Source organism: Candidatus Tisiphia endosymbiont of Piscicola geometra, assembly GCF_964026415.1.
Classification (GTDB): Bacteria; Pseudomonadota; Alphaproteobacteria; order Rickettsiales; family Rickettsiaceae; genus Tisiphia.
The window spans coordinates 362,513-386,166 of record NZ_OZ032144.1; the positions used below are offsets into that span (position 1 = coordinate 362,513).

A 23,654-nucleotide genomic window follows, 5' to 3' on the forward strand; every position below is an offset into this window, starting at 1 on the left:
ATATTATATTTTTCTGAATTAATAATCTATATCATCTAACACAAATTAAATTAGCCTGTCCTGATAATAGTAGTTATCCGAACCTGATGGCTTCCTGGCTCTATTATATTTTTTACTGCTAATTGGTAAAAATTATACTATTTGTAATATTTTTTATTTGACTCTACACTATACGCAAAATAAATAATATGGCAACCTCTTTATTAGACTTAGAGCCTGAAATATAACCTAATTACTTTTTCGACAAATATCCTTTTATCAACTCCTCAGCAATTTGTACAGCGTTTAAAGCTGCTCCTTTACGTAAATTATCTACTGTAATCCATAAATTAATGGTATTTTTTTGACTATGATCATTTCTAATTCGCGAAACATAAACAAGATCTTTACCAACAACATCTATGGGAGAAACATATTGTGTTTTATCCAAATGAGAATTAACTACAATAGAGTCTGATTCTTTTAGTATTTCTTCTATTTCTTTAGCATCTATCTCTCCGCTAAACTCAACATTCACTGAAATAGAATGACCAACAAACACTGGCACTCTTACGCAAGTTACACTAAATTTAGCATGTGATCCTATAATTTTTTCTAACTCCAAAGCAATCTTAGATTCTTCACTAGTAGAACCATCTTCATTAAAACTACCTATATGTGGGAATAAATTAAAAGCTATTTGTTGCGGGAAAACTTTAGGCTCGATGTCCTTAAAAACATATTTTGCCTTGGTTTGCTCATAAAGCTCATCCATTCCTCTCTTTCCTGCTCCTGAAGTCGATTGATAAGTCGATATCACCATTCTCTTAATCTTTACTGCATTATCCAAAGGCTTTAATACAGTAGCTATAGGAGCAGTACAACAATTCGGATTAGCTATAATATTTTTAATAGTATAATCTTTAAGGCTCGCTAGATTGGCTTCTGGAACTATCAAAGGAACATCAGAATCAAGTCTGAAAAATGACGATTTATCGATAACTATGCAACCTTGCTCGACAACCTTGGGTATATATTTCATTGATATTTCTGATCCAGCTGCAAAAAAAGCAATATCTATTTTGCTAAAATCTACACTGTCTATGTCAGATATTTTTATAGTGCCATCTCCAAAGCTAACCTCTTTACCATTAGACTCACTCGAAGCTATAGCGTGGATATTATTAATTGGAAAATTTCTCTCAAACAAAATTTCTAAAGTTTCTCGCCCAACATTACCCGACGCACCAATTACCGCAATATTATATTGTTTTGTCATCTACATTTATCTTTTTATCAATTGACTATATCAGCTTAGAAATAGTTTTTCCCCCTATAATATGGAAATGAAAATGGAACACACTCTGTCCAGACTTTACCCCTTTATTAGTAATCAAACGATAGCCATCTTGATCTAAACCAACTAGCGATGCAATATAGGCTAGTTTGGTGAAATAATCTTTAATTTCATCGCTAGAAGCTTTAAGGATAAAATCACTATAGTCAATATACTCTTTTTTTGGTATAATTATTATATGTACTGGAGCTACAGGATTTATATCATTAAATGCTATTAGATTATCATCTTCATATATTATCTCTGCTGGAATATCTTTACCAATAATTTTTACAAAAACATTATTCTTGTCATACATATTATACTCTCATTTTTATTATCTACTCCCAAATGTCAATATTTGAGATTACTATAACACATTTTTTTCATCCACTAAGCGTTCTAAAAATTTTAATTCAGCTTCTATCTCAGATTTTGCTAATATTATGTCTGTAAGTTGGTATTTCTTTTTTTGCAAATCATATTCTCTCATATCATCGCTGAAAAAACCAAATATCAACATAATGGCGAGTTGACTTACAGAAATAAAATTAGTACAACCTAAACTTGATATAAAAATACTTAATATTAAAGTAGTTATTAGTGGTAACCACATTCTATGATATAATGCCCAAAACACGCTTAAAAACGCAGCAAATAATGAAAAACCTTGCTTGATAAGAATAAAATCATTATCTTTTTTTTGAGGATTAACATATATTGAATAAATATTCATAGGAAAGTCTTGTAATTACGATATTAAATGATTACTTAAATAGCATAATAATAAACAAATAGCCAAACATCAATATTTAAAAGATTCTTTATGTTAGATAACTCGCCCGGTCCTGTCACATTACACGGGACTACTATACTTTGCTTAAGAAAAGGTGAGAATGTTGTAATCGCAGCGGATGGTCAGGTCTCCCATGGTAATACAATTTTAAAATCTACAGCAAGAAAATTAAGAGTCATGTTCAATAATAGTATTATTGCTGGCTTCGCTGGATCTACTGCAGATGCTCTAACTTTATTTGAAAAATTAGAATTAAAGTTGGAGAAATATTCGTATCAGTTACTGAGAAGTGCTGTAGAACTGGCAAAAGATTGGCGTAGCGATAAATATTTACGTAAACTTGAAGCAATGATGATCGTTGCAGATCAAAAAAATATATTAATTTTAACTGGTAATGGTGATGTAGTTGAACCTGATGGTGACGTTGCTGCCATTGGCTCTGGTGGATTATATGCACTGTCTGCTGCTAGAGGTTTAATGTCTTTTGACAATGACCTAACTGCAGAAGAGATTGCTTTAAAATCAATGAATATTGCAGCCGACATCTGTGTTTTCTCCAATCATAATATTATTTTAGAAAAAGTTATATGAGTACTAATATTAAGAAAAAATCAGTGGGATTAACTCCCGCTAAATCTATGGGATTAACTCCCGCTAAAATCGTAGCTGAACTTGATAGATTCATTGTTGGGCAATATAAAGCTAAAAAAGCTGTTGCGATAGCGTTGCGGAATCGCTGTAGACGTAGAAATGTAGACGAACCACTTCGTCAAGAAATAGTGCCAAAAAATATTTTAATGATAGGACCAACTGGCGTAGGTAAGACTGAAATCGCTAGGCGACTTGCTAAGCTTAGCAGCTCACCATTTCTTAAAGTAGAAGCAACAAAATTCACTGAAGTAGGATATGTTGGACGAGATGTTGAGTCAATAATACGAGACTTAGTGGAAATAGCTGTTAACACACAAAAAGCTAATGCTAAAAAAGCAGTGATTGCTAATGCACATTTAAAAACTGTAGAGAGGATTTTGGATGCTTTAGTCGGCAAATCAGCATCAACTGAAACTAGAGAAAAATTTTGTCGCAAGCTTGAAAAAGGTGAACTTGACAATACTGAAATTGAAATAAGTATAACAGATTCAGGTGGCTTATTTGGTAGTAGTAATTTTGAGATTCCTGGTATGCCAGGAGCTGCCATGGGCGTATTAAATATTTCTGATATGATCGGCAAAGCTATTGGTACTAACAAAACAAAAACTAAGAAAATGCTGGTTAAAGATGCTCGTTTAATTATTTCTGCCGAAGAGTCAGAAAAATTGATCGATCAAGAAAAAATTATTCAAGATGCCTTAGTGCTAGTACAAAATGATGGTATAGTATTTTTGGATGAAATAGATAAAATCACCTCAAGAGCTGAGGGAAAAAGTTCAGAAATTAGTAGAGAAGGAGTGCAAAGAGATTTATTACCTATTATTGAGGGTACAACTGTTAATACAAAACATGGACCTATAGAAACTGCACATATATTATTTATAGCATCAGGTGCTTTTCATTTATCAAAACCATCTGATTTGTTACCTGAATTGCAAGGAAGGCTACCTATTAGAGTAGAGTTAAGCTCACTTACTAAGGACGATATGATAAAAATTTTAATTGAACCAGAATCAAGTTTAATAAAACAATATTCAGCCTTAATTGCAACCGAAGGGGTAAAATTAAAATTTACTGATAATGCAATAGATAAAATTGCTACTTATGCAGCAAATGTTAACTTAGAAGTTGAAGATATTGGAGCAAGAAGATTACATACTATTCTAGAAAATTTATTGGAGGAGATAAGCTTCAATGCAAGTGATACGAAAGAAAAAGAGATAGTTATTGACGAACATTTTGTCGACCAGCAATTATCAAAAATTATCAAGAATCTTGATCTAGTAAAATTTATTTTATAAAAATGATAGTTCACCTTGGTAGTTTAACTTTTAGCGGTATAGATATTATCGATGTTGATGTGCAAGTACAGATATCGCCAGGTATACCTAATTTTACTATAGTAGGACTTGCTGATAAAACTATTGGCGAGTCTAAAGAACGAGTTAGAGCAGCACTTTCTTCAATAGGTCTTGCCTTGCCTGCTCAAAAAATACTGATAAATTTAGCTCCAGCTGATTTGGTTAAAGAAGGTAGTCATTTTGACCTTGCTATTGCTTGTGCTATACTTAGCAGCATGAAAATTTTACCAGCTGAGGAAATACAAGAATATCTAGTAATAGGCGAATTATCTCTAGATGGTTCTATTCTACCTGTCAGCGGGGCTTTGCCTGCTGCTATTGGTGCTTTGGCTAGAAATAAAGGGCTAATTTGTTCAAAATCTAATGGTCAGGAAGCTGCATGGTTTGGCAATAATAATATTTTGGTAGCAGGAAATTTAATAGAGTTAGTTAACCATTTTAAAGGCTCACAAATATTATCATCACCTGAATTAGAAATTGACACTACTATAATAAATTACCCTAATTTTAAAGATATCAAAGGACAAAAGGCCGCTAAGCGAGCTTTAGAAATAGCAGCCTCTGGTGGTCACAATCTATTAATGCTTGGTCCACCTGGTACTGGCAAATCTATGTTGGCACAATGTATACCTGGTATATTACCCAAAATGCAACCTGAAGAAATATTGGAGTGCAGTACTATAGCAAGCGTTGCAGGCAAGCTAGCAAACGGGAAACTATCAAGAGCTAGACCTTTTCGTACCCCCCACCACTCATGCTCGATAGCAGCGATGGTCGGCGGTGGGGTTGGTAAAAGAGTAAAACCTGGAGAGATCTCGTTAGCACATAACGGAGTGTTGTTTTTAGATGAATTACCAGAGTTTCCACCTAACGTTATCGAATCTTTAAGGCAGCCAATTGAAACCGGAGAAATACTAATTGCTAGAGCAAATTCGCATATAAAATATCCTGCTAACTTTCAGTTAATAGCAGCAATGAATCCTTGTAAATGTGGTTATTTAAGCGATCCTCACAAAGCATGTTCTAAAGCCCCAAAATGTGGGAGCGATTATCAGATGCGAATTTCTGGTCCTATCATGGATCGATTTGATCTACATATAGAGGTAGGATCTATCGACTCATATAACTATGATTTAATAGAAGATGATACAGAAGAAGAGTCGGGGCAGATAGCATACAGGGTCGAAATGGCTCGTAATATTCAACAAACTAGATATGAAGGATATAATATCAAAACAAATAACCGTTTGGACGGACAGTTGCTTATCGAACATGCATTGCCAGTAGATGACGGTAAGGATTTACTTAATGAAGCCGCGACAAAATTTCCTATATCCATGCGTGCTTATAACCGTATCTTACGGGTTGCAAGAACTATAGCGGATCTAGACGCTTCTTCCAACGTCTACAGGATACACATTGCTGAAGCACTAAACTATAGAAGAATAGGGGGTAGCTTTTGAATTAACCATTAGTCGTACTTCTGTATCATAGTACCCTACATTTTTCTATAATCGTCATGGCAAGGCTCTTTAGATCCCGTGGAATCTGTATCACTTCTTAAACCAGCCTTATGTTGTCCTTTCAACCAATAAACTAATTTCTTTAGCCAAATCTACCTATTTTGCTGAGCTATTTGGTGTTGATATATTTTGAATTGTTTATTCTTTTAGTAGTTTACTTTTTTCTTCTATTGAATTAAGAAAGAAATAAGTGAAGGTTAGGAAACCAACTAAAAGCGGTATAAATACAAAAAGAATTGCTTTTAGTTTCCTAGCTGATTCTTCACGATCCAGTCGTTTTTCTCTTTCTTCTTCTGTTTCAACAAATTTATTATCGGTATTTCTGTCAGTATCTAAATTATCTTTTGACATTTCTATAATCTAAGGTTCTCGTTAGTTGTATTGTAATGCTATCTTTAGTTAGCTCTTTAATTTATGCGTATTTAAGTTATAAAATATACCCTTTAATAATTCTTAAGCTTTGTTTTTTATGTTATCACAAGTCTTAGTCATCTCTCCTGTCATACTATTTATGGCATCAAACATTTTCATTGAAGTATCAGATGCCATACTGACAAACTCTTTAATGTTATTGATTGAAGTTTCGCAAGTCGACTTAAGGTATTTTTGCTGACATTCGGCTATTTGGTTTAAATCTCCAGAAGTTATTGCATCTTTTGTAGAATTCAGCATATTCATAGCATTGTTTTGAAAATCCTCTGAATTTTTTTGGATCATAGACTGCAGTGATTCAGTAACAATCTGATTTGTTGTAGTAAGTATTTTAGTACTTTTCTTGATAGTATCTGACATAGCAGAAAAATCCATAACAGGTAAGTTTTTTACGGAATTTATGTAAACTTCTGGATTCATAAAAGATTTCATAAAATCTACAAATTGGGCAGTACTATTAGTCATTGTAAATCCTCTAAATTAAGTGATCTATTTATTGTGTAAATCATAAATCTCATGTTACCATTTATAAAAATACGAGTCAATAGCTGGTTAATAATAATCTTAATATAGTCAATTGATTATACCAAAAACCCTAAATATAAATATTATATCATCAGCTGCTTCTTTTAGATAATCGAAACGACCAGAAGAACCTTTATGCCCTGAATCCATATTAGTTTTTAGCAATAATATATTATCGTCGAGTTTTGTTGCTCGAATCTTTGCTACCCATTTAGCCGCTTCCCAATAGCCAACTCTAGGGTCAGAGATTCCAGCAGTAATAAATAGACTTGGATAATTTTGGGCTTTTATATTATCGTACGGAGAATAAGACTTAATATAGTTAAAATACTCTAATTCTTTAGGATTACCCCATTCCTTAAATTCACTAGGGGTTAATGGCAATTGTTCATCGAGCATAGTATTTAATACATCAACAAAAGGTACATGGGCAAGTGCTGCTTTAAATAATTCTGGCTGTTTATTAATGACCGCACCAATTAACATCCCCCCTGCACTTCCGCCACAGATTACTATATTACCTTGGCTAGTATATTTTTCTTTAATTAGCTCTTTACTAACCGCAATAAAGTCATCGAAAGTTCTTTTTTTATTGAGGAACTTGGCAGCCTCATACCAATCATGCCCGAGATCATCTCCCCCTCTAATATGGGCAAGAGCGTAGACAAACCCACGATCTACAAGAGAAATAGCTGTATTCCGAAAAGATACTGGTATGCTAACACCATATGAACCATAGCCATATAAATATAAAGGATTCTTTCCATCCTTGTTAAATAACGATTTTTTATATAATAAGGTAACTGGTACTTTAACCCCATCATTATCAGCAAATATCCTTTCTACCCTATATTCTTCAGGGTTGAAACCACTTGGTATTTCTTGCACTTTCAATATTGACAATTGGTCACTATCAAAATCATAACTATAAGTGGTGTTTGGTCTAGCAAGTGAAGAATAATTTACTCGAATATCATCTTCATCAAAATTAGTAGACATGGCTGAGGCAGTAAAAGCAGCATCCGGGAAGTGGATAATTTTCTCATCCTGTTCTTTAAGATGTTTTATTTTAATAACTGGTAATCCTTGATCACGATAATTAACTATCAAATAATTTCTAGTGATGGCAAAGCTTGACAAATATTTACCCGAGTCTTCCGGTATATAATCATTTTTCCATAAATCATTTTGAAAATTATGTACATTTACTAATACTATACGAAAGTTCTTTGCCCCCTCGTTGGTATTAATATAAAAATTATCACCATTATGCTTAACATTATAAAAAATCCCATCCTTTGCAGCTCTAATAAGTTTAGGCTGGAAGCTATGATCACTCATTTCTATAGCATATATTTCATTTTCATTATGACCAGAAATATCAATAAAAATATATTGTCGACTAGATGACTTGCCTGCATTCAACTGATATAATGGATTTGTTATATGATGTATTAACTTATCATTGGAAATTACATCCCCTAAAGAGTGGAACATTAATTTATCACAACGAGAATTCTCATTAATCGGCATATAAAAGAATCCTTTCAAATCTTCATGCCAAATTATATTGCGACTAACGTTATGTATTTCATCTGGTAGATATTGTTTGGTCTTTAAATTATAGACTTTAATTGTATATTTCTCATCACCGGTAAAATCAACACTATAAGCTAGTAACGTATGATCAGGAGAAACGGCTACTAGACCTACATCAGTAAATTTATTATCTTTGGCAAGAACATTGATATCTAATATAATTTCTTCCGAAGCATCCACTGACCCTATCTTTCGGCAATATATCGGATATTCGGTATTTTCTTCAGTTATAATATAATAATAATTATTATCTTTTTTTACATAAGTTGACTGATCAGCAAGCTTAATCCTGCCTTTTAATTCTTCAAAGATTTTATCTTTTTCTTCTTGTAACGGCTGAAAAAATTGCTCGGAATATTTATTTTCTGCCTGTAAATATTCTATGATTTCTTTATCGTTCACATTAGGCCATTTGATATCTCTAAGCCAGTGATATTCATCTGTAATTTTCTGACCGTGCAATGTAAAGCTATAATCGATCTTATTAGCTATGGGTGGCTTCATTTTATCCTCATCTAGTGCTGATTATTATAAAAGTAATTAATGATATAATTACTACCAACAAACCGGTTGACTGATTATGCCAAGATTTCATCTTACGTAAAGTACTTTTTTCTATTCTGTTAAAAACAGGGTACTCCGCCCCTAGTCTATCATGAAACCCCTGCCCCACTAAGTGATATTTAGAATAAATACGACGAATATTATTTTCAATAAACTGAAATAAGTCTAAATTTATGTTGGCAGTTGAACGCCTAGAAATCGTTTTACTAAGAACTAAGGCGAATATTATACCTATTACTATTATTACCATTTGTTTTACTAAATCCAACCAATTTGTATCAATTATTTCAATAGGATAAGATGACCATACTAGTTTCAAACCTTCTTCTAAACAAAAGCTAGTTGCTAATAAAAACGATAGCATGACAAATAAACTAACTTTAGTTAGAATATTTAACTTAAGGTAAAAACCACTAATCAAAGATTTGTATTTAACCGCAGAAAATAAAGCAATGCATGTGACAATCTTGAGTAGGAAAATAGCATAATAATTAATATCTTGCTCCAAAGCATTGGTTACAACAATTTTGGTAACAAAACTAGCAAAAGGAGGCAAGGCTATAATGAACAATACACTAACTATTAAACTACCAAGCAATAAAGGGCTTCTCCATGAGTAAAGTCCTTTTATTTCAGAACAATTTTCTATATTTTCTTTGTCTATTAATATAGCAACGTATAAACAAAATAAAGCTTTATACAGTATATGGACAAAAAGAAAAACTATGATTCCTAAATTTGCTTGTTGAGATTTTGTGCCAATGGCAATCAGCATGAATCCAAGCTGAGAAACAGTAAGATAACCTACTAATCTTTTGATGTTATCTTCTAGGCAAGCATAAACCCCGCCATATATAATCATTAATAATCCAAAGAATTTAAGTATTTCTAAGCCACTAAATAGTTTAAGGAGTATAATTATCGATATTTTACTAGTAAAGCTAGTTAAATATATCATCCCTGAGCTTGAAGCAAATGGATAGCAATTAACAATCCATCCAGAAAAAGGTATGCTAGCTACATTAATCAAACAACCACAAAGTATTAGAGCATAAAATATAAAACCAGCCTCTTGATTTTCTGTCAATGAGGTAAGAGAAATAATTTGTGAACTAGAGGTGTGAGTAATTATATAACTAATCCCTATTAAAATAAGACTACCACTTATAAGATGGGTAAGCAAATATTGTCTTGCTGCTCTAACACTATTTTTGTAATTGCCATAAAAAATCAACAAAGCAGCAAATATCATCATCATTTCTAGAGAAGCAAACATCGAAACAAAATCCCCAGCAAATAAACAGACCAAAGAACTAGCTGAATATAGGCTACCTATAACTACCTCAAATTTTCTGTTTTTACTTATGGCATATAAGTTAGTAGCCAGCGTTACAACAATAAAAGCAAGTGCTATTAACTTATTTTCACTACTAAAATTAATAACAAAACTATTATTGTATAGATTAACTACCATCTCATCTTTGTTGTTAATTAATAATATGCCAACAACTATAGGATAGATTGTTGCAATAATATAAAATATTTTATAAAATGCATTTCTCATTATTTAGCCTCAATTTGATGAAGAGATAGGTTAACCTGACTTATATATTTGCAGCAGGATAGCTAAATAACATTAAGTGGAATAAATTTAATCCAAAATGCACCATCATTGCACATATGATCCTATTTGTTTTATCGTAAGTATATCCGTAACATAAAGCACAAATCGTGGCTAATATTATATAAATGCTACCCCCTTGAAAATGAGCTAAACCAAATATAAAAGATGCAATAATAATATGAGCATTTTTACCTCCTATCCCTAAAATATTAAATCCTGCAAGTGGTTCTAATAAAGTTTTTAAGGTATTCTGTAAGAATCCACGAAAAATTACTTCCTCTGCCATACATACAAAGAATAAGTTATTAATTGCCCAAATCAATAACACATTTGGTATCTTCGGATCGAATTTTACATATCCACTAATAAAAGCAGGGATTAAAACTCCTGCAATACAAAGTAAAAGAAAACAAGCTGTTTGTTTTAAAGATTTTACATCTATAGTTTTCTCTAAAATATAAAAATTACTTATAGAATAGAGTATTAGTGCAGACATAGTCTTGTCAAAATTTAAAAACATAGAAAATGGACATGACAACTCAGAAAGCTGGACTTTATTCAAAACTAATATATTAAAGAAGCCTGGTATTAAATGAAAAGCAAATCCAGCTATGAAAGAGGATACTCCTATAAAGAATAGAATTTTTAAAACTTTATTGACATTATTAAGGTGGAAATATAAGTATGTCATTATACTAAAGCAACACAACAAAGTTAGTCCAACGATATTTATTACGCCCTGAGATAATCCTACAATATTTGTTATAATGATGCTTATGTATAAAAACTTTTTATCTCTATGAAACAATGCAATAATTACTGTAATAATTAATAAAATATAAGTTATGTTCATCTGATTCCTTTATATACTCGGTGAACTTCAAGAATTGGCGTTGTCGTGTCTAAAGATCGAAGCTGCCTAGTTACTCATGTACGCTACGCTGCTCGACTTTGCTACTGCCTAGCTCTTCTTGAAGTTATACTATCGTCTACCAACTCTTCATTTACGAGCAGTATATTTGTGTTAAGTTATTTTAGCACCCCTGTTTTGGTGCTAGATATAGAATGTCTAAAACACCCTTCCTGTCTATTTATTTAGATTCCCGCATATGCGAGAATAATATCAATTCTATCACCACGAATTCAAGTTATAAATATAAAAAACTTCTTAATAAAAATCTGTATAAAATAAAATAATACCACCATGCACGAGCATATAACTAAACTCAATAGCATAGAATTAGGTAATTTATTTTCTATAGAAAATATTTTTGAATTATTATCAATAGGCTTATAAATAAATATTATCAGCTTTACTAAATACAGTGCAGAGAACAGCGTACTTAAAGCTAGTACTACCATAACTAATATTTGATTTTGTTCTGCAGCAGCTAACATAATATAAAATTTACTAATAAAACCACCAAAAGGAGGAATGCCTATTAAGGATAAACTGGCAATAAGTACCATAAAGCTGGTTTTAGGCATTTCTTTAGCAGTAGCTATAAGATCAGAAACTTGGTTAGTTTTCTTTAAGCTATAAATACTTCCCATCCCATAAAACAAACAGATTTTAGTGAATGAATGTGAGGATAAATGTAGGATAGCTGCTCCTATAGATTTTGAGGTAAACATGAAGCTACTCAATAAAGCTATCCCTAACTGGTTAATCGTAGAATAGGCTAGAATCTTCTTAATATTATCGCTAGTTAAGGCTTTAAAGGAACTATAAAATATGGTGATAATAGGAAAGAAAAGAATCCAATTAAATTCTGCAAAAATAGATTGTAAATATTTAAGACCAAAAATATATATCAGAATCTTATAGATACAAAAAAGCCCAGTTTTAACAACTACCACCGCGTGTAGTAAGGCACTTACTGGGTAATGTGCTACCATTGCTGCTGGTAACCATTGATGCAAAGGGTATAAGGCTGCCTTCGATATGCCAAAAATAAACATTAATAATAAAATTATTATTTGACTCCTAGAAAAATAATGTTCGATAAAACCTTGTGATGTAAAATCACCATGCCCTGCTTTAGCATAAATAATTATTAAGGCTGGCAAGAATAGTAATATCCCCGAGATCATCAATATTTTTAAATATTTATAGACCCCGGCCATAACTTTATCTCCACCACTATGACCAATTAATGGAGCAGTTGATAATGTTAATATTTCATAAAAAATAAACATAGTAAAAAGATTTGAAGATAATGCTACCATCCCACCAGATAACACACTTAGATTAATGAAGAATAGAAAACGACTGGAATTATCAATATTATTGATTGCCAAATATTTGGTGGTGTAAATTAACGCACAAATCCATAAGAAACTCAGTAAAGTTAAGAAAATGAGGCTTAACGCTTCTAAATGCAACCCAATAGCAAAATTACTGAATATATTTATTGATATATTTGCTCTTACTCCTTTCAGGAATAACCAATCAATAATTAAAATATTGACAAAAAAGAAGCTGCTAATAGTAATTAATAAGGAGTTACGCGTATTATTATCACTATTACTAATAAAGGGAGTAACTAAATTTAGCATAGCTAGAAGTAAAGTTGATAAAATCAAAAAACTAGGGGTAATATAAGGGTACATTACTGTCCCCCTGATATTTGTAATTGGTTTAAGAATATTGGTAGAAAAAATTGCATTATACTAATAAAAATTAGTCCACCATACTTAGTGTTCGATTTTAATTGTGTATAATCATAGTGATCCCAACATAGTTTTTTGGCAATTTTATAATGATAAAGTAACGACATAGCAGAACTTATGACAATAATAACAAACTCTAGCCACATATCTTCCACAACCAACAACTCAAAAATACTAAGCTTAATGAAAAACATACTACTTATTGGCAAACCACAACTGCAAATTAGGCTAAAAACTACCAAGACCCGCCATAACATATTAAACGGTTTCGAAATATCAGAATAAGCAATGATCAGAAATAAAGCAATCTTGTTAATGCTATCAGCAAACAAAAAGGGAAATAACAGTGATTCACCTCTAGGAATAACTAAAAGCAAAAACATATAACCAATTTGCACCGCCGAAGAATAGATAACAATATTTCTAACTTTTTGACTTCTGTAAGCAAAATATGTACATAAAGTAATAGTTATCAAAGCGATTAAGCTGATAAAATTTGATAGATACTTAATGATCACATTGTAATCAATAGTAAAATGAATGAACCTCAAGATTATATAAATACCAATTATACTGGATATACTAGCAAGATATGTCAGAATAACCGGAGCAGCTGAACTATAGGCTCTGATCATCCAAAAATGCATAGGAAAAAAAGCTGTTTTTAGTATAGAGCCAATCAGAAAAAAACTAATGCCTAGCATCACTATTTTGGAGTCATAATGCGTCTTAAGCAGCATTGAAACGTCTAACATATTAAGGCTGCCTGTGCTGCTTAATAAAAATCCAATGCCTATTAATATCAAAGTTGCCCCAACCGTACCGAGCATCAGATAATCAAAAGCACCGATGACAGCCTTGGGGTTATTACCCTGCACCATTAATACATAGGTACTTAATGAAGATATTTCAATAAATACATAAAGATTAAAAAGGTCATTAGTACTTAATATACCGAGATAACCGCTATGGGCGAATAATAAAACTGCGTAAAATAGCGATTGCCTTTTGTTATCAATGAATTTAAGTACGGTAGTTGTAAGCAACTTGTTACAAAAAATTAGAAAAAATAATAATACACTATTAATATAGATGATTATAGGTTGGTTCAGATAATCTAGCTTATATTCAATACCTATAGGGGCATGCCAATTACCAAAATCATATGACACGGTACCTTTATTAATTGCTGATAAACCACAAATACTTAAAAATAAACTTAGTGCAATCGAAATAACTGCTATAATTCGAGTGGCAATCACATAACGAAAAGTGAGTATTGAAAATAATGCCCCAAAAAATGGCAGCAATACTTGTAAAGCTGGGAAATGTTTAATTAATGTCATTCACTTCGATCATTAGTCGTTTCACTAAAATTAATCTCACTTTCTGATATAGTATTAAATTGCTTAGAAATACGGTAAATCAAGCTAAGACCCAATGATAAAGTAGCAAATCCAACAACAATAGCCGTGAGCATTAACACCTGAGGGAGTGGACTTGAATAGCTATGTAGTGTTGTACGTTCAATTGGTACAATACCTCCACTTACCTTACCAAGCATCAGGTAAAAAATTAGCACCGAACTTTGCATTACACTAAGCCCAATAATTTTACGAACATAATTATCACTGGTTAGCATTATAAACAAACCACTAACTAACACTAGTAGTGTAAAAAAATATAAAATTTTTGAGATATATATAGTTTCTAAAAACATTGTTACTTAACTTAATTAATACGGCTTAAATGCTTCATTAAACACACATACTATTTTTTTACCATGACGTATTGACAGCTTGTGAAATACTTGTTCAATAATCACCATATTAGCATTATCTTGTGAGAGTCTATAATTTACCATCGACTCTCTAAGAGCTTCATCAACTGCAAAAATAGCTGGTAACTCAGCATTTTTATCTCTGAATTGTAGGTAAGTATACACTCCATCATCAAAAATTTTAATTGGTGCAATCGATTCATTACCACTTATGGAATAATTAAAATTATATTTTTCAGGATGCGATAAATCAAGGTTAGCTGAAGATGTAACGTAATTTTGTAAGTGATCTCCAGAATTTTCATCATCAGGATAAATAAACCTTAAATTAAAAACCATATCTGGATCTCTCATATCTAAGGCTTCTGTAGCATATAGTTCAAAAAAGTAAGTTCGCTTATTAGTAATAAGCGTCATATTAGTTGTAGCATCTTGTTCCATCGGTTTAATGAATATCCTATGCCCCGCTGGTACTATTTGCCAAGAAGTGGTATCTCCCATGGAAATACTAACTATTTCTTCATCTTTTGCTAGCTCTATACTAGCCTGATAACCATAATATCCAGTAAACTTAAATACATCATCAGGACTATAAACCATTACCCTGATTCTACTATCAATCGGCATTGGTCTAGATTCCCTAACGGCTAACGCAGTATTTACAAAAAATACTGCTACAAAAAATATTATTAGTTGCTTCATCTTATTTTTTTACTTTTATCTTCTATTAACTTAAGTTTGTAACCAGTGACAGCAAAATTAAATCTTGAGTTAGGCGGTAGATGTATATTAATTGCATCTATTTCAAAATTTATTGTAGCTTGCCACACCATATTTTCTAAAATATCATTAGAAGCGTTTTCTGCCAAAGATGTAAATGTAACTTCAGCCTTATTATTTTTATGATAAACCACTGATGATATATTAACAGAACGCTTTAAGGACTTTTGGTAACGCATAACTGGAGACAATGGATTGTCAATATTCATAAAATTGGCAAATTGTCTAAATATTATACGCGTAGAATTATTTTGCATAAATATATACTGAGGACGAAGTAAGTCATAGTCATATGATTCTCTATGTATAACGTAATTTCTAATCATAATATCTGCAATAGAATTAATTGCATTATGCTTAATATGATTAGCGTTAGTTATTGTTGCACTTTTAAGGGATTTAGCACTAATTGCGTATCTCACCTGACGCTTTACTGGTAATAAAGTCTCAAAATTAATCACCACACTTAGAAATAATACAAAAAGAACTACACTAAATATCAACAAAAATGTTCTGTGTACAAGTGGATATATATATTCAAAATTATACCATCTTTTCGCATCAACAAAATATTCACCAGACTTAATATATTCTTGAACAGAATTTAACAGCTTATCCATTAGTTTTAAATAATTGCTTACCTATATCGGATTCTAACACATATTAGAAAAGATGTTATAATTTTTTATAAAAATTATTCTTTTAGCCTGTTCAAAAAGCTAATTTTGTGTCTACAATACCAATAAAAATTGGTATTAAGAATAGTCAAATTAAAAAGAATATTTGACTCAAGAAATGTTTGTTGTTATAAGCTCTGTATATATTAAGTGTACACTTATACACTAGTATTTAATGATGGGGCGTAGCCAAGTGGTAAGGCAACGGTTTTTGGTATCGTCATTCGGTGGTTCGAATCCATCCGCCCCAGCCATTCTTCGATTTTAGTGCATTTTACGAATGCGTCAAACGGTGGACGCAAGGTATAATCTAGCTTACAGCCATTCAATTCTAGGTTCGAAAATACAAGATTTAACAATTTGCGTTTTTTCTCAATATTCGAACCTTTAAAGGTTTCTAACGCTCCGGAAGCCAGTTCTACTAGGTTAATCAATAGTTCTGAAAATTTATCATCAGCATAATTATGGTTTTCTATTTCTCTCATGATATCTTCACGTTTTTGTATTAATTGCTGAATCTAAAAATAAATCAGTTAACCTATCCATACGAGTTTTAATCTTAGTATGCTCAGTATGTAGCTCTCCTATAAGCATTTTATAAAAACCTTGCTCTATTTTTGCTGAAGCTTTAATATAACCAATTACTTCAGCTAACAATTCAGGCTCTAAATAGAGTGTTGCTAGTACTTTCTCAACTTCTTGTAGTATTATTTCTTCTTTCACATATATCCTTTTATTAGGGTTATCAGGATGCCATCCTAGTAAATATACTCGATGAAAATCAAGAATTGCTTTGTCGTCTTCAGGGATAGTAGGTAGCCACGTACTAAATGTACTCTCCGCTCCTTGACCCTTCGACTCCTGCTACTATCATAATTTTGATCTTCGTCTATCAACTCTTCATTTTGCCAATGATGCAGCTGGTCATGAAGAGATGATTAAATTAGCAAAAGAGCAAGAGATTAAGCTAATAATATGTGAACCTACTGGAGGATACGAAGCTGAGATTTGTCAAAAGCTGGATAATAATAACCAACAAATACATAAGGTCAATACATATAGTTTTAATTCTTTTAGTAAATCGGTGAATTTGTGTAAAACTGATAGGAAGGATGCATTTAAATTAGCATATTATGCGGATAAGATGCAGCTTTCAGCGAATTATATATATCAAGTTGAATCAGAGGCTTTGAAGAGATGTCAGCAAAGACAAGAAAATTTAGTATTAATGCTTAGCAATGAAAAGAAAAGACTACATCATAGCATTGATGGTATTGATAAAGAGAGTATAGAAAAACACATTAGATATCTTTCGAAGCTCTACTTCTGCTGGTAATTTGTGAGTCGATCCGGTACTCGAATCCTCACGTACATTTAGTACGCTGCGGTTCTGCGTTCCGTGTCTCCTACAAATTCCCTAGCATAAGCGAGTTTCGAAAGATATCTATAAATTTTTATAAAATGAAATAGCTGAGCTTGATAAAAAGTTAAACAAAACAATAGATGAGTCAGAAGAGTTAAAAGAGAAGGTAAAAATATTAGAGACTGTACCTAGTATTGGTAAATGTTTAGGTACAAAACTAATTAGTTTTGTACCTGAATTAGGGGATAAAAATTATAGTAGCAATGAATTGTCATCAATTGTTGGTATAGCTCCATATGCTCGTGATAGTGGTAATAAGCAAGGACGAAGATTTATTCGAGGAGGCAGGAAAATACCTAGAGATGCTTTATACATGGCAGTATTAGCTGGTAAGAATGGTTTCCAATATTTAAAAAATTTTTGGCAAAGATGGGATATTGCAAGAGTTAAAAAAACAACTAGTTAATAAGATTCTAGAAAAAGAGATGGAATCTTATATTGGATATGAGAAGCATTCCAAGGATGAGAAAGAATCTGAAAACAGACGCAATGGTAGTTATGAAAAGACTATAATAGATGAAGATGGTCGGAATATAACAGTAGATGTTCCAAGAGATAGAGAAGGAGAATTTGAACCCCTATTAATTCCTAAGGGAGTTCGACAATTTAAAGTGTTTGATGAGAAGGTAATATCTCTGTATGCAAGAGGTATGACTACAAGGGAGATACAAGGACATTTAGAGGAAATCTATTCTACCAAAGTATCTGCAGAATTAATATCTAAAGTAACTGACGGAGTTTTGGAGGATATTATAAATTGGCAGAATCGTCCCCTTGATAGTATATATCCGATAATATATCTTGACTGCATAGATGTTAAAGGAAGAGACAACCACACTATAATAAATAAAGCAGTTTATATAGCTATAGGTGTTAATATGGAAGGTAAGAAAGAGTTACTTGGTATTTGGGTTGGCAAGAATGAAGGTTCTAAATTTTGGATGCAAGTGGTAACTGAGCTAAAGAATAGGGGAATTGAAAAGATATATGTTGCTTGTGTAGATGGTCTAAAAGGCTTTCCTGAAGCTATAAATAGTGTTTTTCCTAAAACTATTGTACAATTATGTATCGTGCATATGGTTAGGAATTCTACCAAGTACGTGTCATATAAAGATTTAAAATCGGTAACAGCTGATTTAAAGAAAATTTATACAGCAATAAACGAGGCGGAAGGGATTAGAGAGCTACAAAACTTTAGTAAAAAATGGGACGAAAAATATCCAGTAATTTCTGACATGTGGCAACGTCTTTGGTCAGGTATAGCCCCGCTTTTTAGCTTCCCTGAAGGGATTAGAAAGGCAATATATACTACTAATACTATTGAATCAGCCAATCGGCAAATAATTAAAGATTGGTCAGTTGCCTTGAATCAATTTGCCATACTTTGTGGTACTGATGACCAAAAATGGGCAAATGTCGATCAAAGATGGACTAACTCTGACATCATACTTACACAATCTTTCATAGATAAAAGACAAGTCTAATTCTTTACTTTCATGAATTCTCACTAATAAATGATCATCAGGTATCATGCACCTTAATTTTGACATTTCTATAATCTAAAAATCGCATTAGTTACCTAGTATTATAACATAATAGCATAATATTATTATTTTTCAAAATGTTTTCTACATTTTTTTTTGTTTATCCTATTATAGGATATGTGAATATAAAGATAAGTAGCTGTCTATTTATACAACAACAAAATGCAAAAACATTCATCTTTTTCAAAAAAAATATAATAAATTCCTAGTAATATTCTAATTTTTAGTTTAACTTATATATTTTAAATATAGAGTATGTTTTTTTATGGAAGAAGAAATCAATTATTGGGACAACTCAAAGTATGCACCTTGTCAATATGCTACTAGGTTACTGGACAAATTACGTAAGATGAATGAGGAAGTAAAACGCCCAATAAATATTGATGAGGTTATAAAGGCTATTTATTACGCCAAGAAATATCATGGCAGCCAAATGCGGCAGTCTGGTGAGCCTTATCACTCCCATCCACTAGAGGTAGCATATATGGTTTCTGATTACCTTTATCGCACTGACATTATTGTTACCAGTATACTACATGACACCATTGAGGATACAGAACTTACCGAAAAGATGATTGCTTATATTTTTGGGGAGCAGGTTGCTAGTCAAGTAGAAGACTTAAGCAGGAACAAGCCTCACGGGAAGATTAGCTCGGCAGAGATGGTAGAAATCTTATATAAACAGAAGAAATATGATGTGGCTTTGATTAAATTATTTGACCGAATTCACAACTTACAAACTCTAGGAGTTAAATCACCTGAAAAAGCTAGGAAGATTATTGAGGAAACCATACAAGAATTCTTAGTTCTCTCTACATATTTAGTATTGTCAGAAATAAAATATCAACTTATGGAATTATGTTCTAAATACTCGACAGTTACATACCCTTCAACTTTGGATTTATATTCGTTGTTGTCTATGGATAATTTCCAGCCTCTTTTTCCAATTTTTCAAAATGATGCAGACCAAAAGTGTACCCTACAATTAATGGTATCATTATAACTAATAACCCATAATTACCAAAAGTCTTTACAAGATACACAGTGCCAAAAGATGTAACAATATACATAGAAGTATGTGCTATAGCATAGGTTACGTTGGCGTAGGTAAAGCGTTTAAAGACTGGAAAATGTTTAAAAAATATTGCCATCGCTGGTGTTTGAGAAGGCCCAAATACTATAGGTATCAATTGAATTAATAGTAGCACGAAAGGACTTGTGATATTATCTAATAAATAAGGAGATATTAATATTGCTATAGAGAATATTATTAATTTAACTCTAAGAATTATTAATGGATATATTATGTAACTTAAATACACTAATATAAAGTAGCAAATTAATCCGATTATGGAAACAATAAAATTTTGATGAATAACTTGTTCAGCACTATAGTGAAAAGAATTTTTTAAAATATTACCACAATGTATATAAGAAAAATAAAAACATATTGGCCATCCACATAGTGTAAAAAAATTAGCAAGAGTAGTCAACACCTTAACCTTTTCTTGTACAAGAGTATTAGTTTTTAAAGAAGCATCTAATTTATTTTTTTCTAAAATATATTTTATTTGACGTTTGGCATCCGCAAATTCTGGGGTTTCTCGAAGAGCTGTTCTTGCAAGAACACCAATAATTGCTATACCAGCACCGATCCAAAATGCTATACGCCAATTAAAACCTTGTGAAGTAACCAATGACGCAATAGCTAAAGCAAAAGTTCCTCCTGCAGCAGATAAACACCCAATTAAGGTTACAGCTGGATATTGTATTGGTGGTTTGGTTATTTCGGCAACATAAATACTAGCTCCTACTTTTTCTCCCATTGAGCTAATACCCTGCAATATTCTACATGCTGTAACTATCCAAACAGCCCTAATCCCAATTTCCTCATAAGTTGGTATACTAGCCATAATTATACAAGAGAGTGACATTAACACGGTGGTGATGATAACCGTAGATTTTCGCCCTATATGATCGCCCAGCCAACCAAAAATAAAAGCACCAAGAGGTCTAAATAGATAGGTAGAACAAAAAGCAGCAGCAGATACAAAAGCTGCCGTATCAGGATCAGTTTTAGGAAAAAACAGATCATTCAACAATACAGCCATATGAACATATAACATCAGATCAAAATACTCTAGGAACGTCCCTATTGTGAAAGTAATCCCACAGCTTGTTTTTGTTCTCTAGTGAGACTGGTTTGGGGATAGATAACCCTGCCATCTGCTCGTACAAATTTACTCATATTAGTGTTTAAACCCTTACTTTATGTTATTAACATTTACCTATATATTATCCAGCCTTTGTTGCTAGATCAATTTTTGGTTGGAAGTAATTTTCTCTCTTCTTCTCCAACTTTTCAAAATGTAATAACCCGTATGCGAACCCTATATTTATAGGGATCATAATAATCAATACCCCCCAATTTCCAAAGTATCCAATAAGATAAGTGAATCCAAAAGCACTAATACCATAAACCATTGCACGTGACAAAGCATAAATAAAACTAACACTAGTGAAACGTTTGAACACTGGAAAATTTGCAAAAAAAATGGGAATAGCAGGTCCGATATCATGCCAAAATAAAACAACAAAGGACTGAATTAAAAGTAACTCAAATGGAGAATGAAGATTAGTCAGCAAATATGGATAAAATAAAACAAAAATAGAAAATATTACCAGTTTAATTTTAAGAATTAATAATGGATACACCTTATAACTTATATATGTTGATATCAACAAACCTAAAAACTGTATTATAGAAACAATGAAATTATGATGAATAACTTCGGATGCTGTATAACCAAAGTTAGTCCTGAGAATAGCACCACAATGCACATAGATAAAATAAAAACTTACTGGCAATGCACATTGTAATAAAAGGAGGGCTATAAATGTTTTCTTACTAACCTTTTCTTTCCAAATAGGATTTTTGTCTAAAGTATTGGTATCTGTATTAGTTCGTGCAAATATTGTTTTTATTCGACGTTTAGCATCAACAAATTCAGGCGTTTCTCGCAAGGTTGTTCTAGCAATAGAACCAATCAACGCTACTATTGCCCCAATCCAAAATGCTATACGCCAATTAAAACCAAAAGAGGTAACAAGTGTTGCCACACCTAAAGCAGCCATACCTCCTAAGGCAGAAAAAGCTACTATTAATTCCACACTTGCATATTGGGCTGGCGGTTTGATTGTTTCCGTTATATAAAGTTCAGCCCCTACTACTTCGCCCATAGAAGACATACCTTGCACAATGCGGCAGATGGTTACTATCCAAGAAGCTGCAACCCCTATTTGGGCATAGGTAGGAATATTAGCCATGACAAGACATGATGCAGCCATCATAAAAGTTGTGATGATAACGGTAGATTTACGTCCTATATTATCACCTAACCAACCAAATATTAATGCACCTACAGGCAGAAAAACAAATGTAGTACAAAAGGCAAAAGATGTTATTAAATAGCTTGTATGAGAATCAGTGTTTTCAAAAAAAATCTCATTAAGAAGTACTGCCATATGAACATATAGCATAAAGTCAAAAAATTCTAAGAAAGTACCTATAGAAAGTAACCCTATAACTTGTTTTTGTTCTTTAGTGAGATGAGTTTGGGGATAGATAACCATGCCATCTTCTCGTACAAATTTGCTCATATTAGTGTTTAAACCCTTAAGTTATATTGTCTAGAGTTGTATATAATTGTGTTAAAAAACCCCTATACCAATTGGCATAGGGGTTATAGACTTTGATACTACATAATTTCACAACAGACATGAAGCTTAGTACTTCCAGCTAGTGCAATATCTGCTTCCGAGTCAGAATCAGGACAAGTTTCGTACGAATCATTAAGCTGAGAAGAAGACGCTCCCTGATATGAGTAAGATTGTTGACAATGGAATTCTAATTGTCCGTTAGCCCAAACTCTGTCTGCTGCAGTAATTTCTCCATCCTTGTTTGGGTATCTTGTGGTGATGACTTGAATAGCTTTAAGCCATTTTGCAGCTTCCGAAGCAACATCTTTATGATCTCGTTGAGGCAGTAATTCTTTGCAAGATGGATCACCTAATTTAGCTCCAACAGATACGTAAAGCTTGTCCTTATATTCACTCTTTTCTACTCCTAAGCCTTCGCGATAAAGATAAGCAAGCCCAGCAGCAGATTCTGCTTTTCCAAAAAGTAAGGATTCATGCCAATATCCAGCAACTACTTTGTAGCCACCAATCACTTGAGGTACTAAACCAACCTGTTCTTTTGCACCTTCCGCCTTATCAAATTGTTCAGAAGCATAATCATATAAATTATTACTCGTACGTAATATAGTTTTATTTGAGTCTAAATATCTTTTTGGGTAGTTTTGTGATTTTGCCATAATTTACCTAT

24 protein-coding genes and 1 tRNA gene are annotated in these 23,654 nt (G+C 32.3%); 8 read left to right on the top strand and 17 right to left on the bottom strand.

What is annotated here, in order from left to right:
• Positions 1-232 precede the first annotated feature (232 nt).
• The 3 genes from asd to AAGD26_RS01720 are packed head-to-tail and all read right to left on the bottom strand — an operon-like array spanning position 233 to position 2,051.
• Positions 233-1,258, bottom strand: a complete 1,026-nt coding sequence (gene asd / locus AAGD26_RS01710) for an aspartate-semialdehyde dehydrogenase (protein ID WP_341751968.1) — start codon at positions 1,256-1,258, stop codon at positions 233-235.
• Between the two features lie 25 nt (positions 1,259-1,283).
• Positions 1,284-1,634 (bottom strand): HIT domain-containing protein, encoded by a 351-nt coding sequence (locus tag AAGD26_RS01715; RefSeq protein ID WP_341747712.1) that lies wholly within the window; start codon positions 1,632-1,634, stop codon positions 1,284-1,286.
• 51 nt (positions 1,635-1,685) lie between these two features.
• Entirely contained in the window at positions 1,686-2,051 is a 366-nt protein-coding gene (locus tag AAGD26_RS01720) for a DUF2628 domain-containing protein (RefSeq protein WP_341751969.1), read from the bottom strand.
• Positions 2,052-2,141: 90 nt separating this feature from the next.
• Between AAGD26_RS01720 and hslV the strand changes: the two genes are divergently transcribed.
• From hslV to AAGD26_RS01735, 3 genes are read left to right on the top strand one after another with little or no spacing between them, the layout of a single operon-like run.
• Positions 2,142-2,702 carry an ATP-dependent protease subunit HslV gene (gene hslV, locus AAGD26_RS01725; RefSeq protein ID WP_341751970.1) on the top strand — a complete coding sequence of 187 codons (561 nt, stop codon included), beginning with the start codon at positions 2,142-2,144 and terminating at the stop codon, positions 2,700-2,702.
• Positions 2,699-4,063: an ATP-dependent protease ATPase subunit HslU gene (hslU, locus tag AAGD26_RS01730; RefSeq protein WP_341751971.1), complete on the top strand. Its 1,365-nt coding sequence runs from the start codon at positions 2,699-2,701 to the stop codon at positions 4,061-4,063. Before hslV ends, hslU begins: the two co-directional genes overlap by 4 nt.
• 2 nt (positions 4,064-4,065) lie before the next feature.
• Complete coding sequence (locus AAGD26_RS01735) at positions 4,066-5,586, top strand: YifB family Mg chelatase-like AAA ATPase (protein ID WP_341751972.1); 1,521 nt, start codon at positions 4,066-4,068, stop codon at positions 5,584-5,586.
• Between the two features lie 198 nt (positions 5,587-5,784).
• On the opposite strand, the gene AAGD26_RS01740 is transcribed toward AAGD26_RS01735, so the two are convergent.
• The 10 genes from AAGD26_RS01740 to AAGD26_RS01785 form a co-directional block, all read right to left on the bottom strand.
• On the bottom strand, positions 5,785-5,997 hold the full coding sequence (locus AAGD26_RS01740; RefSeq protein WP_341751973.1) for a hypothetical protein: 213 nt from the start codon (positions 5,995-5,997) through the stop codon (positions 5,785-5,787).
• A 102-nt stretch (positions 5,998-6,099) separates the two neighbouring features.
• Complete coding sequence (locus AAGD26_RS01745; protein WP_341747707.1) at positions 6,100-6,543, bottom strand: phasin family protein; 444 nt, start codon at positions 6,541-6,543, stop codon at positions 6,100-6,102.
• A 108-nt stretch (positions 6,544-6,651) separates the two neighbouring features.
• Positions 6,652-8,706 (bottom strand): S9 family peptidase, encoded by a 2,055-nt coding sequence (locus AAGD26_RS01750; RefSeq protein ID WP_341751974.1) that lies wholly within the window; start codon positions 8,704-8,706, stop codon positions 6,652-6,654.
• 7 nt (positions 8,707-8,713) lie between these two features.
• A complete protein-coding gene (locus AAGD26_RS01755) occupies positions 8,714-10,330 on the bottom strand; it encodes a proton-conducting transporter membrane subunit (RefSeq protein ID WP_341751975.1) in 1,617 nt (538 codons plus the stop codon).
• A 40-nt stretch (positions 10,331-10,370) separates the two neighbouring features.
• The gene (locus AAGD26_RS01760; RefSeq protein WP_341751976.1) at positions 10,371-11,243 is read right to left on the bottom strand and encodes a CPBP family intramembrane glutamic endopeptidase; all 873 of its coding nucleotides are present in this window, start codon (positions 11,241-11,243) and stop codon (positions 10,371-10,373) included.
• Positions 11,244-11,533: 290 nt separating this feature from the next.
• On the bottom strand, positions 11,534-13,003 hold the full coding sequence (locus AAGD26_RS01765; RefSeq protein WP_341751977.1) for a proton-conducting transporter membrane subunit: 1,470 nt from the start codon (positions 13,001-13,003) through the stop codon (positions 11,534-11,536).
• Positions 13,003-14,409, bottom strand: coding sequence for a proton-conducting transporter membrane subunit (locus AAGD26_RS01770; protein WP_341751978.1), 1,407 nt, complete (start codon positions 14,407-14,409; stop codon positions 13,003-13,005). The genes AAGD26_RS01765 and AAGD26_RS01770 overlap by 1 nt, the downstream gene beginning before the upstream one ends.
• Positions 14,406-14,762 carry a Na+/H+ antiporter subunit C gene (locus tag AAGD26_RS01775; protein ID WP_341752284.1) on the bottom strand — a complete coding sequence of 119 codons (357 nt, stop codon included), beginning with the start codon at positions 14,760-14,762 and terminating at the stop codon, positions 14,406-14,408. The genes AAGD26_RS01770 and AAGD26_RS01775 overlap by 4 nt, the downstream gene beginning before the upstream one ends.
• A 36-nt stretch (positions 14,763-14,798) precedes the next feature.
• Positions 14,799-15,545 carry a P-type conjugative transfer protein VirB9 gene (gene virB9, locus AAGD26_RS01780; protein ID WP_341751979.1) on the bottom strand — a complete coding sequence of 249 codons (747 nt, stop codon included), beginning with the start codon at positions 15,543-15,545 and terminating at the stop codon, positions 14,799-14,801.
• Positions 15,542-16,243: a VirB8/TrbF family protein gene (locus tag AAGD26_RS01785; protein ID WP_341751980.1), complete on the bottom strand. Its 702-nt coding sequence runs from the start codon at positions 16,241-16,243 to the stop codon at positions 15,542-15,544. The genes virB9 and AAGD26_RS01785 overlap by 4 nt, the downstream gene beginning before the upstream one ends.
• Positions 16,244-16,479: 236 nt before the next feature.
• Between AAGD26_RS01785 and AAGD26_RS01790 the strand changes: the two genes are divergently transcribed.
• Positions 16,480-16,554 (top strand) — tRNA-Gln (locus AAGD26_RS01790).
• Positions 16,555-16,792: 238 nt separating this feature from the next.
• Here AAGD26_RS01790 and AAGD26_RS01795 read toward each other — a convergent pair.
• The gene (locus AAGD26_RS01795; protein WP_341751981.1) at positions 16,793-17,023 is read right to left on the bottom strand and encodes a hypothetical protein; all 231 of its coding nucleotides are present in this window, start codon (positions 17,021-17,023) and stop codon (positions 16,793-16,795) included.
• 211 nt (positions 17,024-17,234) lie between these two features.
• Between AAGD26_RS01795 and AAGD26_RS01800 the strand changes: the two genes are divergently transcribed.
• The 4 genes from AAGD26_RS01800 (at position 17,235) to AAGD26_RS01820 (ending at position 20,270) form a co-directional block, all read left to right on the top strand.
• Complete coding sequence (locus AAGD26_RS01800) at positions 17,235-17,636, top strand: IS110 family transposase (protein WP_341751982.1); 402 nt, start codon at positions 17,235-17,237, stop codon at positions 17,634-17,636.
• A gap of 247 nt (positions 17,637-17,883) precedes the next feature.
• Positions 17,884-18,129 (top strand): transposase, encoded by a 246-nt coding sequence (locus tag AAGD26_RS01810; RefSeq protein ID WP_341752285.1) that lies wholly within the window; start codon positions 17,884-17,886, stop codon positions 18,127-18,129.
• The gene (locus AAGD26_RS01815) at positions 18,101-19,207 is read left to right on the top strand and encodes an IS256 family transposase (RefSeq protein WP_410520624.1); all 1,107 of its coding nucleotides are present in this window, start codon (positions 18,101-18,103) and stop codon (positions 19,205-19,207) included. Before AAGD26_RS01810 ends, AAGD26_RS01815 begins: the two co-directional genes overlap by 29 nt.
• Positions 19,208-19,532: 325 nt before the next feature.
• Positions 19,533-20,270 (top strand): HD domain-containing protein, encoded by a 738-nt coding sequence (locus AAGD26_RS01820; protein WP_341751983.1) that lies wholly within the window; start codon positions 19,533-19,535, stop codon positions 20,268-20,270.
• Here the strand turns inward: AAGD26_RS01820 and AAGD26_RS01825 are convergent.
• The 3 genes from AAGD26_RS01825 to AAGD26_RS01835 form a co-directional block, all read right to left on the bottom strand.
• Positions 20,185-21,393, bottom strand: a complete 1,209-nt coding sequence (locus AAGD26_RS01825; protein WP_341751984.1) for an MFS transporter — start codon at positions 21,391-21,393, stop codon at positions 20,185-20,187. The genes AAGD26_RS01820 and AAGD26_RS01825 overlap by 86 nt on opposite strands.
• Positions 21,394-21,562: 169 nt before the next feature.
• A complete protein-coding gene (locus tag AAGD26_RS01830; protein ID WP_341751985.1) occupies positions 21,563-22,927 on the bottom strand; it encodes an MFS transporter in 1,365 nt (454 codons plus the stop codon).
• Positions 22,928-23,025: 98 nt separating this feature from the next.
• Positions 23,026-23,643 (bottom strand): hypothetical protein, encoded by a 618-nt coding sequence (locus AAGD26_RS01835; protein ID WP_341751986.1) that lies wholly within the window; start codon positions 23,641-23,643, stop codon positions 23,026-23,028.
• Positions 23,644-23,654 lie beyond the last annotated feature (11 nt).

What these genes read in the sequence shown, in the direction of transcription:
- AAGD26_RS01825 (WP_341751984.1), bottom strand. Translation starts at nt 21,393, where the DNA reads ATGTTATATGTTCATATGGCTGTATTGTTGAATGATCTGTTTTTTCCT.
- AAGD26_RS01785 (WP_341751980.1), bottom strand. Translation starts at nt 16,243, where the DNA reads ATGGATAAGCTGTTAAATTCTGTTCAAGAATATATTAAGTCTGGTGAA.
- AAGD26_RS01765 (WP_341751977.1), bottom strand. Translation starts at nt 13,003, where the DNA reads ATGTACCCTTATATTACCCCTAGTTTTTTGATTTTATCAACTTTACTT.
- AAGD26_RS01755 (WP_341751975.1), bottom strand. Translation starts at nt 10,330, where the DNA reads ATGAGAAATGCATTTTATAAAATATTTTATATTATTGCAACAATCTAT.
- AAGD26_RS01750 (WP_341751974.1), bottom strand. Translation starts at nt 8,706, where the DNA reads ATGAAGCCACCCATAGCTAATAAGATCGATTATAGCTTTACATTGCAC.
- AAGD26_RS01720 (WP_341751969.1), bottom strand. Translation starts at nt 2,051, where the DNA reads ATGAATATTTATTCAATATATGTTAATCCTCAAAAAAAAGATAATGAT.
- AAGD26_RS01760 (WP_341751976.1), bottom strand. Translation starts at nt 11,243, where the DNA reads ATGAACATAACTTATATTTTATTAATTATTACAGTAATTATTGCATTG.
- AAGD26_RS01820 (WP_341751983.1), top strand. Translation starts at nt 19,533, where the DNA reads ATGGAAGAAGAAATCAATTATTGGGACAACTCAAAGTATGCACCTTGT.
- AAGD26_RS01735 (WP_341751972.1), top strand. Translation starts at nt 4,066, where the DNA reads ATGATAGTTCACCTTGGTAGTTTAACTTTTAGCGGTATAGATATTATC.
- AAGD26_RS01830 (WP_341751985.1), bottom strand. Translation starts at nt 22,927, where the DNA reads ATGAGCAAATTTGTACGAGAAGATGGCATGGTTATCTATCCCCAAACT.
- virB9 (WP_341751979.1), bottom strand. Translation starts at nt 15,545, where the DNA reads ATGAAGCAACTAATAATATTTTTTGTAGCAGTATTTTTTGTAAATACT.
- AAGD26_RS01715 (WP_341747712.1), bottom strand. Translation starts at nt 1,634, where the DNA reads ATGTATGACAAGAATAATGTTTTTGTAAAAATTATTGGTAAAGATATT.
- asd (WP_341751968.1), bottom strand. Translation starts at nt 1,258, where the DNA reads ATGACAAAACAATATAATATTGCGGTAATTGGTGCGTCGGGTAATGTT.
- AAGD26_RS01740 (WP_341751973.1), bottom strand. Translation starts at nt 5,997, where the DNA reads ATGTCAAAAGATAATTTAGATACTGACAGAAATACCGATAATAAATTT.
- hslU (WP_341751971.1), top strand. Translation starts at nt 2,699, where the DNA reads ATGAGTACTAATATTAAGAAAAAATCAGTGGGATTAACTCCCGCTAAA.
- AAGD26_RS01770 (WP_341751978.1), bottom strand. Translation starts at nt 14,409, where the DNA reads ATGACATTAATTAAACATTTCCCAGCTTTACAAGTATTGCTGCCATTT.
- AAGD26_RS01835 (WP_341751986.1), bottom strand. Translation starts at nt 23,643, where the DNA reads ATGGCAAAATCACAAAACTACCCAAAAAGATATTTAGACTCAAATAAA.
- AAGD26_RS01745 (WP_341747707.1), bottom strand. Translation starts at nt 6,543, where the DNA reads ATGACTAATAGTACTGCCCAATTTGTAGATTTTATGAAATCTTTTATG.
- AAGD26_RS01800 (WP_341751982.1), top strand. Translation starts at nt 17,235, where the DNA reads ATGATTAAATTAGCAAAAGAGCAAGAGATTAAGCTAATAATATGTGAA.
- hslV (WP_341751970.1), top strand. Translation starts at nt 2,142, where the DNA reads ATGTTAGATAACTCGCCCGGTCCTGTCACATTACACGGGACTACTATA.